General features: G+C 61.0%; 8 protein-coding genes. 6 read left to right on the forward strand and 2 right to left on the reverse strand.

What is annotated here, in order from left to right; translation table 11 throughout:
* Nucleotides 1-227: 227 nt before the first annotated feature.
* Entirely contained in the window at nt 228-1,547 is a 1,320-nt protein-coding gene (locus J3E64_RS15625) for an amidohydrolase (RefSeq protein WP_253343951.1), read from the reverse strand.
* Nucleotides 1,548-1,646: 99 nt separating this feature from the next.
* On the opposite strand from J3E64_RS15625, the gene J3E64_RS15630 reads away from it, so the two are divergent.
* From J3E64_RS15630 to J3E64_RS15655, 6 genes are all read left to right on the forward strand, one after another.
* Nucleotides 1,647-2,273 carry a TetR/AcrR family transcriptional regulator gene (locus J3E64_RS15630; protein ID WP_301287323.1) on the forward strand — a complete coding sequence of 209 codons (627 nt, stop codon included), beginning with the start codon at nt 1,647-1,649 and terminating at the stop codon, nt 2,271-2,273.
* A gap of 453 nt (nt 2,274-2,726) precedes the next feature.
* Nucleotides 2,727-4,895: a beta-glucosidase gene (locus tag J3E64_RS15635; protein ID WP_253343953.1), complete on the forward strand. Its 2,169-nt coding sequence runs from the start codon at nt 2,727-2,729 to the stop codon at nt 4,893-4,895.
* A gap of 184 nt (nt 4,896-5,079) precedes the next feature.
* Nucleotides 5,080-6,681, forward strand: coding sequence for a hypothetical protein (locus J3E64_RS20860; RefSeq protein ID WP_367398639.1), 1,602 nt, complete (start codon nt 5,080-5,082; stop codon nt 6,679-6,681).
* 73 nt (nt 6,682-6,754) lie between these two features.
* Nucleotides 6,755-7,798, forward strand: coding sequence for a family 43 glycosylhydrolase (locus tag J3E64_RS15645; RefSeq protein ID WP_253343955.1), 1,044 nt, complete (start codon nt 6,755-6,757; stop codon nt 7,796-7,798).
* A gap of 265 nt (nt 7,799-8,063) precedes the next feature.
* Nucleotides 8,064-8,942 carry a sugar-binding domain-containing protein gene (locus tag J3E64_RS15650; protein ID WP_253343956.1) on the forward strand — a complete coding sequence of 293 codons (879 nt, stop codon included), beginning with the start codon at nt 8,064-8,066 and terminating at the stop codon, nt 8,940-8,942.
* Nucleotides 8,943-8,966: 24 nt separating this feature from the next.
* Nucleotides 8,967-10,643: a glycoside hydrolase family 2 TIM barrel-domain containing protein gene (locus J3E64_RS15655; RefSeq protein WP_367398640.1), complete on the forward strand. Its 1,677-nt coding sequence runs from the start codon at nt 8,967-8,969 to the stop codon at nt 10,641-10,643.
* A 75-nt stretch (nt 10,644-10,718) separates the two neighbouring features.
* Here J3E64_RS15655 and J3E64_RS15660 read toward each other — a convergent pair whose 3' ends face one another.
* Entirely contained in the window at nt 10,719-12,458 is a 1,740-nt protein-coding gene (locus J3E64_RS15660; RefSeq protein WP_253343958.1) for a family 43 glycosylhydrolase, read from the reverse strand.
* Nucleotides 12,459-12,525 lie beyond the last annotated feature (67 nt).

The following is a 12,525-nucleotide window of genomic DNA, read 5'->3' on the forward strand; positions in this document are numbered from 1 at the left end:
CCGAGTATATGCTTCACCAAGGCGAGGTAGAGGCGCAGGCCCTAGCATGCTGATGGCCTTCGCTGTGGTACGCCCCGCCGGCGGGAAGAAACCCTTGCCGCGCGTCATGCCGCCTTGCACGCTGCCGAATTAATCGATGGAATCATTGAAGTGAGCAGCGCTCACCTCATTCAGCGCTCTATGGGCCGCGCCCGAGGCAGCTATTCTGACGCTCTGGTTCCTAAGCGTTACCGACCGGCGGGTCGCGCTACATTCATGATGGCGAGCGCCATCGCGGTTGCGCCTGTGCGGATGGTGGGCTCCGGCTCGGGGGCGAAATCCGGAGAATGATTGATCGGCAGATGACCCGACTTGATCGCGCTGGCAAAAAAGGCTGGTTCCAGGCCGCCGATCAGGAAATAGACCGAGGGCACTCCGAGATTCACGAATTCAGAGAAATCCTCAGAACCGGACATGATGATCGGAAACGGCTGGGCACTCTTGCCGAACGCCTGTTTGAAAACTGCTTCGGTGCGCTCGCTCAGGGCCGGATCGTTTATGACCATCTTGCCGCCTGGCGTAATGGTCACGGTCGCTGCTGGCGCGCCGGCCATGTCGGACACGGCCTGGGCGGTGCGGCGGATGCCAGCCAGCAACTTGGTGCGCACGGCATCGTCCTGGCTCCGAATGGTGCCGCGGACCACGGCTTCGTCAGGAATTACATTGCCTGCGTCTCCGGCAACGATCGCACCGACGGTCACCACGCCAAAGGCCTCAGGCGCCTTTTCCCGGCTAATGACACTCTGCACATCGACCGTGAAGCGCGCGGCCATGAGGACGGGATCGATGGTCGCGGCAGGAGCGGAACCATGCCCGCCTCGGCCGTGAAAAACGATCTCCAGCGCGTCGGAGGTCGAACTCATCGGCCCCGAGCGATAGAGCACCGTTCCCGCCGGAGCCGGGCTCACATGGAGCGCGAAAGCATAATCCGGCTTGCCGAAGCGGCGAATGAAATCGTCCTTGAGCATCGCCTGCGCACCACTCGTGGTTTCCTCGGCCGGCTGACCGATGAAGACCAGCGTTCCGGACCACTCGTCCTTCAACGCGGCGAGCGCGCGGGCCGCGCCCACCCAGGCCGCCATGTGGACGTCATGACCGCAACTGTGGGCCACGGGTGTTTCGCGGCCCTGCCAAAGAGCGACGGTGCTGCTGGCATAGGGAAGTCCGGTGCGTTCCGCCATGGGCAGGGCATCGAGCTCAGTACGGACTAGCACGGTTGGACCTGCGCCATTCTTCAGCACAGCCACCACGCCGGTTCCGCCGACGCCCTGCGTGACGGTAAACCCCGCGGCCTTAATCTCGTTTGCCAGTCTCGCGGCGGTGACCTTCTCCTCAAAGGCGAGTTCGGGATGCCGGTGAATGTCCCTGTAGAGAGCATCCAGACGCGCCAGTTCACCAGAGAGAATCTGCTCCACCTTGGCCTTGGCAGCGCCGGGTTCGAACGGTGCGGCCTGCGCGCTTGCGGCCACGCCCGCCATGAAAAGCCCGAAGGCGACCCTGACCATCATCCATCCTCCCCACCAACTAATGGTAACGCATCGTTGCATTATCATTCAACTCGGTGTGATGCTAGGAGATATCCTTGACGTCGACGCAAGGAGGCTAAGATGGCGCGAGAGAATACGGCCCGCACGGGCCGTCCCACGACGCAAGAGGCTGTCGCGATCGAGGAGCGACTACTCCGGAGAGTCTGGCAACTATATGTGGACGGCGGATTCGCTAACGTTAGCTATGACGCAATTGCTGCCATGGAGAGAATGAGCAAACGTACCATCTACACACGATATCCCAGCAAGGAGGCGCTGTTCCGAGGGGCATTAGAGCGACGGCTGGAGCGGTGGATCTCCGAAAACCGCCTGTCGAGCGATTCACGATTCCAAGACCCCGTCCAGGCATTCGCCGAACTGAGCTTGGGCGTATTGCTCACGCCCGACGGCATTGCGATGAGCCGTATCTTGCGTGGAGAGGATGGCCGGTTTGCGGATCTTGCCGAGCGGGTGCGCAGCGGCTTGCGCTGGGCCATTGCACGTCTGGCCCAATTGCTGACGGCCCAAGGGATGACGGACCATAATGATGCACAAGACACTGCTAACAGCATTGTTGATATGCTGATTGGGTGTGCCATGTGCACAGGGGCCATATCGAATGAGAAGGAGCGTTCGGATTATCTCGACGCTCAACTGCCACGCATTTTTAAGGCTATCGAACGATTGGCTCGCACATCGCGGGGTTGATCAGGTCCTGCCAAATACGCGTCCGTGCCGGCAGCAGCTGGTGAAATCCGCAGCGGCTGGCGGTGCGTCAGTGCATTTACAGGGTGCTGATCTGCGTAAACGCGGTGTGGAGCGCAATGCAGGCGAACCCAACGATAAAGCCGTGATCTCGACATATATTTCACGCCATATGCTTTCCTGCCCGTGGCTTGACACTGACCAACAAACCTCAGTATCTGTACGATACCGTTCGATTTAGATGATGGAAGCTGGGGAGCTGCTGACGGCTGTACAAGCAGTGCCGCCGGGAGCCTGAAGTTTCCCGGGGCGATGACAGAAGGAGAGGGAAGCTTGGCCGTTGGACAAAGGGTTTACAGGCCTGCGAACATCGTGCGGGACATGCGACGCCGGAACGGCGGCGGGGAATCCTGCTCCCCGCGTTGGCCCTCAGGGCGCTACATCGCTTTTGTAACGATGCTGTTTCTCCACCCTGCTTCTCTAAATGCGCAAGATATTCTGTACGCACAGGATCAGGGCAAGGCGGTCGAGGCAAAGACCGTGATAAGCGGTCGATGGTCCAACCCCGATCTTTCGCCGGACGTGCGAGCCGACGCAGCGCTTGCCGCTATGACGCATCAGGAAAAGATTGCGATCCTGAACGCCGACCCGCTCGGCGTGCCGCGCCTGGGCATTCCCGCAGTCAAGGAGACCGATGCCAGCCTGGGCGTTGCGAATATCGGGAACATGCGAAAGGGATTTGTCGCAACGGCTTTGCCAGCTTCGCTGCTTTTAGGCTCATCGTGGGACCCTGACCTGGCCTTCCGGGGCGGCGCAATGATCGGATCGGAAGCGCGCGCCAGCGGTTTCGGCATCCTCCTGGGAGGGGGTGCAAACCTGATCCGAGACCCGCGCGCGGGTCGCAACTTTGAATATATAAGCGAAGACCCACTACTCACGGGCGTGCTCGCTGGCCGATCTATTGCTGGTATTCAGAGCAACAAGATCATTTCGACGGTCAAGCATTTCGCTCTCAACAATCAGGAAACAGGCCGGGCCGTCTACTCGGTCAAGATCAGCGAACCGGCCATGCGGGAAACCGAGCTGCTCGCGTTCCAAATCGCGATCGAGTTCGGAAAGCCCGGTTCGGTCATGTGCTCCTACAATCGTGTTAACGGCGTCTATGCCTGCGAAGACAAGTTCCTGCTTCTGGACGTGTTAAGGCGGGATTGGGGATATAAGGGCTTTGTCATGTCCGATTGGGGCGCGGTCCACTCGACCGAAGCACTGGTCAAGGGCCTGGACAAGAAGTCAGGCGGCAATATCGACACCAAGCTCTTCTTCAGCAAGGAACTGGAGCCAAAACTCGCAGACGGCACCATCCCCTATGCCGCCGTCGACACTGCCGTGCGCCGGATACTGCGTACATTCTTTGCCAGCGGACTTGTAGACGCTCCGCCGGTTCAAAGCGCAATCGACTATGATGCGCACGCAGACATCGCCCAGGCCGCAGCCGAAGGCGGCATGGTGCTGCTGCGGAATGAAGGAAATCTCCTGCCTCTCGCCCGCACGGCAAAGCGCATCGCCGTCATCGGTGGCCATGCAGATATCGGCGTTCTGTCCGGGGGCGGCTCTTCGCAGGTCGTGCCGGTCGGGGGCTTCGCTCTCGAAGTTCTGCATAAAGGTCCGATAAAACGCAGTTACGGTGGAACCGCGCCTTTGGCAGCCTTGCGCAGCGCTTTTCCGAACGCGCAAGTGGACTATGCTGATGGCAAGGATGTCACTGCTGCAGCCGAACTGGCGCGCAAGGCCGATGTGGCGATCCTGTTTGCCGAGAAATGGTCGAATGAGTCGGACGACAACGCTGATTTGTCGCTCGGTGAGGGCCAGGACGCACTGATCGACGCGGTGGCTGCCGCCAATCCCCGCAGCGTCGTCGTCCTGGAAACCGGCAACCCTGTTCTTATGCCCTGGGCTTCAAAAGTGCCCGCCATTGTGGCTGCATGGTATCCGGGCCAAAGGGGCGGGGCGGCCATAGCGGCGGTTCTCTCCGGACAGGTTAACCCCTCGGGTCATCTGCCCGTGACCTGGCCCGCAGGACTGGAGCAACTGCCGCTGCCCGTCCTTCCCGGTTCCAATGTGCCACGCGCCAATGCCGAGGTTCGCCGGGCGTTCGGCTTTCAGGCAGACCGGATGCCGTTCGACCTCGAATATCCGGAAGGCTCCGACATCGGCTATCGCTGGTTCGAAAAGATCGGGGCCAAGCCGCTGTATCCCTTTGGTTATGGCCTGAGCTATTCGGCATTCCGCTATGACAGGCTGAAGGCGACAGGCGGACGCCAACTCAAAGTGACGTTTCGGGTAACCAATATCGGGAGTCGCGATGGGGCAGACGTTCCGCAGGTCTATGTGACGCCGCCGGGACGAACCAAGCGCCTGATCGGGTGGAGCAAACCCTATCTGGAAGCCGGAAAGTCGACGCTGGTGACCGTCACCGCGGATCCCCGGCTGATCGGGGAGTTCGATCAAAAATCGCAGAAATGGATCGTCCGAAAAGGAGACTATCGGGTCGAACTTGCTCATGACGCTGGAGACACAGTTCAGACCGCACATGCCGCCATGAACCACCGCGAGGTTCGTCCATAGCTATCGGACCGATCGAATAATAACAGGCGTTGGAAGCTCATCGTCAGCTAGCTGCTGTGTGCATATGGTTCTGACATACCAATAGAAGTTGATCTGGCTTGATCAAAAGGGATGAAAGTTGAGGGTTATGACGGAGGTAACGCGGCGAAACCTGTTATCGGCTGTGCCCCATGGTGCGGTAGCGATGGCTTTGGCCCCCGTGTCGGTGTCCGCGCAACCGATCCCATCGGCCTCATCCGCTGAACGTTCCTTCCTGGAGAAGGCCGAGCAATTAAAGCCGAGACTTAACGAGTTTGTTCAGACGCCGCTCGGCTTGGTAAGTCCCGTGAAGGACGCGGCACAGGCGCTGGGCTGGCGGATCGAGGAAGCCGGAGACGCAGACGCCATCGCATCCCGCGTGCTGAAGAAGAAAGGCGACACCCTCATCATCGACTTTGGGGGGCATCGCGCCGGCCACCTGTCCTTCGACATCGAGAGTATCGGCGAACCGATCGGCGCGCCTGTCCGGCTCCGCTTCACCTTCGGTGAAGTCATCCCCGATGTAGCAGAGCCTTTCTACCCCTATAAAGGATGGCTGTCCGAAAGCTGGCTTCCCGAAGAGATCGTGACAATAGACATTGTCCCTTCATCTGTCCGCCTGCCGAGGCGCTACGCCTTTCGTTTCGTGAAGATCGAACTTCTCGGGCTGCCGATCGGGCGCAAGATCGCGTTTCGTAATGTCCGGGCGCATGCCCTGACATCGGCCACGGGGACGGTGCCCGCTCTTCCGAAGCGATTGCCCGCCGACCTGCATGAGATGGACCGCGTGGCCGCCGCGACCCTGCGCGACTGCATGCAGACCGTGTTCGAGGATGGCCCGCGGCGGGATCAGCGCTTGTGGACGGGCGATCTGCGGCTGCAGGCACTGACGAGCTATGAGACCTTTCCCAACAATGATCTTGTAAAACGCTGCCTGTATCTCCTCGCGGCCTTCCCGCGCGAGGATGGCATGCTGCCGGCCAACATCTTCGAATATCCGCGCCCCATGCAGGCGCCTGAATTCATGATGGATTACAGCGCGCTCTTTTCGGTCACTCTGGCCGATTATGTCGCCGCCACCAACGATGTTGCGTTCGGTCTTGAGCTTTGGGACGCTGCCCTCAGGCAAGTTCGCCTCGTCGGTGACATGTTCGGCGAAGATGGTTCGGTGAGGCTCCCGAAGGGCATCTTGACCTTCGTCGACTGGAATCCGCAGCTTAACCGCGACGCGGCGCTCTACGCCATCTACATCTATGCCTTGAAACATGTGATGACGCTGGCCGAAAAGCTCGGTCGTCAGGCAGACGTCAGCGATTTCCCCGATAAGATCGCCCGCGCGGAGGCGGCGGCGATAAAGGCCTTCTGGTCCCCGGAGCTGAAGCTTTTCATCAGCGGCAGCAAGCGACAGATATCCATGGCGTCTCAGGCGTGGATGACCCTTGCAGGCGTCGGCACCCGCAAGATGCAGTCCGCCGCACTCCTTAATGCGCTTCGCCACCCCGACGTCGTTCAGTCACGCACCCCTTACCTGACCCACTATGTCACGGAGGCCCTGTTCGTTGCCGGTCAAAATTCGGAGGCCATGAAGATGATGCGGGCCTATTGGGGTGGCATGCTGAAGGCCGGAGCCGACACGTTCTGGGAAGCCTATGCGCCGGACAATCCGCGCGTAGCGCCGTACAACGACTTCCATGTGAACAGCTTCTGTCATGCATGGAGTTGCACGCCCTCCTATCTCTTGCGCAAATATGCGCGCCAGATCGGATGAATGCCTCCGCTCGAGTAACGATACGACAGCGTTCGGTTAAGACCTGCCAAGCATAAATATAGGGGATTCGATCATGAAGCTGTCCCGTCGCGAAGCATGCATCCTGCCCATGATGGCAGGAGCGGCCTGGAGCCTGCCAGGCATAGCCAAGACGCGTCATGGCCGCTCACGTCCAGCTTTTACGGGCAATCCTCTTCGTTTGCCTGCGGGCGTGTGCGATCCGCAGATACGCATCTACGACGATGTCGCCTGGCTTTACGCAACGCATGACGCCAGTCCCTCAAACACCGACTTCACCATGAACGACTGGCAAATCTGGCGAAGCGATGATTTGGTGGATTGGCAGATGAAGGGAATTCTTCGGCCTGAGCAAACCTATTTCGGCAAGCCTAGCACCCAGTGCTGGGCTACCGACGCCATACGCCGAAACGGCAAATATTATCTCTATTTCTCGATGGGCCCCGAAAATATCGGCGTCGTCGTCAGCAACAAGCCTGCTGGACCTTGGCGCGATCCGCTCGGGAAGCCACTGATTGCCAAGGGACAGGTGCCGACCGAATCCCGCGATCCGGGTATCCTTCAAGAGCCTGATGGCACCAGCTACATCGTGTTCGGGACGTTCAACTATTACATCGCTCGCCTGAACGAGGATATGATATCCCTTGCCGAGACGCCTCGGCGCCTTCAGGTCACGGACAAGGAAGGCCCTTATGGCAAGGGGGCGACCGACGACAAGCCGTTCCTGCATCGCAGGGGTGCGCTCTATTATCTGTCATGGGGCAGCTATTACGCCGTGGGTACAACGCCTTACGGGCCGTTTGCATGTAAGGGCGCGCTGTTGTTTCCCGAGAATGTCGATGATGCTTTCCGCGACGATAGTGCTATGCGGGGGGCGCACGCGCCAACATTCCGGCCGAAAAATTGGCTGAATTTCGATCGGCACGGCTCCTTCTTCGAATGGCGCGGACGATGGTTCTTTGCGTGCAATGATCATTCGCAGAAGAATACGTCCCCGTTCTTCCGCCGGAGCGTGATCTGCGACGTCGAATATAATAGCGATGGAACGATCGCTCCTTTGAAGCTGACTGTTCAAGGAGTCAGAGTACCTCATGCTTGAGCTGCGGCTTCCGTCTAAGCACTCAGTGGTTCCTTGCGGCCCAAATGAACTGTTCGGTGTCAGGAAGGGAAAGGGGGGCGGTCCGGAATCCGGACCGACAGATCGACGGTCAGATGGCGAATAATAGCCCGTTTTGCTCGGGCACTGTTCCAGCCGGTCGCAGCCCGATGACGGATTGCGCTATCAAACACTCAGAGATCCGGGAACGACAGGTTTTAGGACTGCCTTCCTCCACCCGGAACGGCCAATGATGGAAGGACGAGGCATGACCGCAAGCACAAAGACGCACTTCTCCCGCCGCACCCTGTTGCAGCTTTCCGCGGCGGCAGGAGGGCTTGGCGCGACCTTTCCTGCTTTCGCCGTGCCCACGCCGGCCCGAGCGGAGAGGCTGGAAGCAGACATGCGCGGTCAGCCATTTGACGGCAACTGGCTTTTTTCCAGGGGCGATGGCGGTGGGCTTGCCGCGCGATCACTCAACGATGCTGACTGGCGTCCCCTCGATCTACCGCATGACTGGAGCATCGAGGACCGGCCGGGTAGCGACCCGGCGCTGAATGGCGTCATCCGTGAGGCCGATACTGCGCCATTATGGCAGAAGCCCGCGAAGTCGCCCCGCCTGATCGGGCCATTCGATGCGCGGCTGAACGACAATCAGGCCTATGCGCACAGCGCCAGCGGCGGCCCGACCGCCTTCACGGTAGGCGGCATCGGCTGGTATCGGAAGCGTTTCACCCTGCCGCCGCTCGCGGCTGATGCACATGTCGAGGTTGAATTCGACGGCGTCTATATGGCCGCACAGGTCTGGCTCAATGACACGCTCCTGGCGGAGCATCCCTATGGCTACACCGCCTTTACAGTCGATCTGACACCGCACCTCGATCCATCAGGTCAGAATGTGCTGGCCGTGCGGGTGGCGAATATCGGCCGCAACAGCCGCTGGTATTCGGGCTCTGGCATCTACCGCCACGTCCGGTTGAACATTCTGCGCGCAGCCCGATTCGAACGTTGGGGTCTTACCGTTACTACGCCGACGATCACGGCGGATGCCGCCACCGTCGATGTCGTCGCCAGAACCGCCAGCACCGCGCTCGGCAGCGTCATACAGACCCGAATTCGCGACGCGGCTGGCAGGATCGTCGCGTAGGGCAGCGGTCCGGTTGATGCTCCCATACGGCTTCAGGTCGATCGACCCCAGCTATGGTCCCCCGAAACCCCGGCCTTGTACGAGGTCGAAAGCCTGTTGATGGCGGGTGGCAGGACTGTCGACCGGATGACCGCGCCGCTCGGCATCCGCAGAATCGAGATCGACGCGGTCAACGGACTGCGGATCAACGGCAAGACCTACAAGGTGCGCGGCGGGTGCATCCACCATGACAACGGCCTGCTCGGCGCGGCTGCCATCGACCGCGCCGAAGAGCGCAAGGTCGAACTCCTCAAGGCGCGGGGATTCAACGCGGTGCGTTCATCGCACAATCCTTCGTCCCCGGCTTTCCTGGCTGCTTGCGACCGGTTGGGCATGCTGGTCATGGAAGAGGCCTTCGACATGTGGCGGGTCGCCAAGAACCCGGACGATTACAGTCTTTATTTCGATGGCTGGTGGAAGCGGGACTTGACCGCGATGGTGCGGAGCAGCGTCAACCATCCCAGCATATTCATGTGGAGCATCGGCAACGAAATTCCGGAGCGGGGGGAGCCGGACGGCGTAAATACGGCCAAGATGCTGGCCGAAGAAACCCGGCGGCTCGATCCGACCCGGCCGGTCACGCAGGCCGTTCCCGGCAGCCCGGGGCCCGACGTGACCGGCCCCGATGGCAAGCCGGATCAGGCGGCGTATCAATATCTCGACGTGGCGGGATATAATTACAAGCTGTCAGTCTATGAGCGTGACCATGGTAAATTCCCCGACCGGGTGATGGTCGGCACGGAGAGCTTTCCCAAGGATGTCGACAAGGTCTGGCAGCTGACAGAAAGATCACCCTATCTGATCGGCGACTTCGTCTGGACCGCAATGGATTATCTGGGCGAGGCAGGGATCGGGCGTACGGGCCTGAGCGGCGACAAACCGGGTGAGGCGGAATATCCCTGGTTCGGCGCTGGCTGCGGCGACATCGACTTGATCGGCCAGCAGCGGCCGCAGTCGCTGGCGCGCGATGTCGTCTGGGGGCTTAGCCCCCTGGAGATCGCGGTTCAGCGGCCGCTTCCCGAAGGAAAACGGGAAACGCCGTTCCTGTGGGGATGGCGCGACGAACTGCAAAGCTGGACCTGGCCGGGTGCGGAAGGCAGAATTTTGTCCGTTTCGGTGTTCTCCCGCGCCGACCGGCTCAGGGTGGAACTGAATGGCAGGATGATCGCCGATCAGCCGGTCGAGCCGGGCAAGGGCGCGATATCGCAGATCGACGTCCCCTACGAACCGGGCACGTTGATGGTGAGCGCCTATGCCGGCGGCAAGCAGATCGCGCGCCGCAAGTTGGAGACTGCGGGCGGACCGGCTGCACTCCACCTTGCCGTTGATCGCAAGCGGATCACGTCAAGCCGAAATGAGCTGGCTTATGTGACGGTCGAAATCCTCGACAAGGCCGGAAGGCTGGTGCCCGACGCGGTTCATGTCGTGGAGGCGGCTGTCACCGGGCCGGTCGAACTGGTCGCGTTCGGCAATGCCAACCCACGCGGCGTAGCGAGTTTTCGCCAGCCCGTCGCGAAGACATGGCATGGGCGCGCGCTGGCGGTGCTGCGCCCCACTGGCGAGCCAGGCGTCGCCACCATCAGCATCGAAGCCGAGGGATTGTCGCCGGCAGGCGCGTCCCTGATGGTCGGCGCGGCGGCTCAGCATCCGGGGAGAAAATAAGCAACGGCGATGCACGCAACACTCGATGGAGGCGATGATACGAGGCTAGAGGCGTTCCACGTCAGATGCCCCCTCTCAGCGTATCTCCGCGACGAACCTACCCTTCGCAATCCCGCGTTCGTTCACCGCATCGACGGTGAAGACGTAAGGCACGCCGGCGTCCAGGCTTCGAACGTCGAGCGCGGTCTTGTCGTACACCTGATAGTTCTGCGTCATGAGGTCGACGCGCGTGCCGAGCCGGACGACGTAGAAATCGGCGCCCTTCACGGCTTTCCATTCCAGACGGGCGTGGCGGGGATCTGTGGGGTCGCGTTGGGCCGACCCACCGCCCACGACGGACGGCAGCGGGATCGGCGCGGTCCCGAAAACCCGCAGGTCGTATAGCGAAAACTTTGCGCCGTTCGGGCTGTGGAGGTTACGGATGCGCACGAAGCGGGCCTGCGTAGGCCGGGCCAGCACATGATAGGCGTGGGGTGCGTCCCGCCCGGTCGCGGTGGCCGGCACGATCGCGCGCCAGGTCCGTCCGTTCGTCGACGCTTCGATCTCGTAGCGGAAGCCGCCGTCGCCCTCACCGACGGTGACGGCATCCTGGTCGGCGAGGTTGACCTGCAGCGCCTGGATCGTCTTGCGCGCCCCCAGGTCGAGCTGGAACCATTCCCCCGGATCGCCCGTCTTCGCCGACCACCACGTCCGCACGTCCTCATCGGCGGCGCGATCCGGTGCGAAACCGTCGACGAAGGAAGACGCTGTCGCCGCCTTTCCGCGCGAGAGCAGCATCCATCCGGTCAGCCCGCGAGACCCACCGTAATAATGCGGATAGTCACCCAGATAGGTGTCGGTGACGAGTTCGCCCGATGCCGTGAAACGCGTGGGAAACAGGCCGAGGCGGCGTTCGAAATTATGACGGACAGAGATCGTCATCGTGCCGACATGCCACCAGTCGCCGCGCGGCCCCTGAAACGTGCTGCCATGACCGGCGCCGGCAATGAACCCGGTCGGCTTGAAGGCGAACGGGCTATAAGGCTGATAGGTGAACGGTCCCATGGGGTTGTCGGCCGTCAGAAGGCCATTCGCATAGGTCTTGAACTCGGTTCCCGGCGCTGAATATTCGAGGTAATAGCGGTTGGCGTACTTGGTCATCCATGCCCCTTCCACAAAGGACAGATATTTGACCCGCTCGTTGCTGTCTCCGGGCACCTCCCAACCGCGATGCTGCTTGTCCCGCGATTGTGGAATATCCGCCTTGCGCAGCGGGAGGAGCGTCTTCCGGTCGAGTTCGGCGACATGCAGCGGCCCGGACGGCGCGAGCCCGTCATACATATAGAGGCGGCCATCGGTATCGAGGAACAGGCAAGGGTCCTGGTACCCTGCCGGAATGTCCGCCGCGACGGTCCACTTGCCAGAACCGGGATCGTCGGAAACCCAGATCTGTCGAACGCCCTCGCTCACTGCCAGATAGAGCTTGCCGTCCATCGCGACCGCGGTCGGGGCGAACTTTTCGACCGCATAGCCGCTCGGCTTGACGAACTGCCAGTTATCGAGCGTCCTGGAATGCCAATAGCCGAGCGAGTGCGAGGCGAAGAGCCAGTATTCGCCCTTGAAGAACACGACCGTAGGGTCAGCCGCCTCGCGAAAGGGCACCCGCGGCGTCTTGAACGGCATGGAGGGTGCCTGAAAACGATAGGGCAGGTCGATGGGGTTCACATAAGTGCGAAGGCGATCCTGCGCCTTGACCACCGAGTGTGCTGCCAGGAACATCGCGCCGCCGATCGCGAGGCAGCGGCCGATCACTATACTGCAGGTCGTCAAAACCATCCCCCAATTATCAAGTTCGTCCTGCGATCGATCCATCGACTTGCTATGTTCAACCGCTGGCTGCCCG

Origin of the sequence: Sphingobium sp. OAS761 (assembly GCF_024168485.1) — a bacterium.
Taxonomy (GTDB): domain Bacteria; phylum Pseudomonadota; class Alphaproteobacteria; order Sphingomonadales; family Sphingomonadaceae; genus Sphingobium.

Excerpts from the sequence above, each read along its gene's own strand:
- J3E64_RS15625 (WP_253343951.1), bottom strand. The coding sequence starts at position 1,547 with ATGATGGTCAGGGTCGCCTTCGGGCTTTTCATGGCGGGCGTGGCCGCA.
- J3E64_RS15630 (WP_301287323.1), top strand. The coding sequence starts at position 1,647 with ATGGCGCGAGAGAATACGGCCCGCACGGGCCGTCCCACGACGCAAGAG.
- J3E64_RS15635 (WP_253343953.1), top strand. The coding sequence starts at position 2,727 with ATGCTGTTTCTCCACCCTGCTTCTCTAAATGCGCAAGATATTCTGTAC.
- J3E64_RS20860 (WP_367398639.1), top strand. The coding sequence starts at position 5,080 with ATGGCTTTGGCCCCCGTGTCGGTGTCCGCGCAACCGATCCCATCGGCC.
- J3E64_RS15645 (WP_253343955.1), top strand. The coding sequence starts at position 6,755 with ATGAAGCTGTCCCGTCGCGAAGCATGCATCCTGCCCATGATGGCAGGA.
- J3E64_RS15650 (WP_253343956.1), top strand. The coding sequence starts at position 8,064 with ATGACCGCAAGCACAAAGACGCACTTCTCCCGCCGCACCCTGTTGCAG.
- J3E64_RS15660 (WP_253343958.1), bottom strand. The coding sequence starts at position 12,458 with ATGGTTTTGACGACCTGCAGTATAGTGATCGGCCGCTGCCTCGCGATC.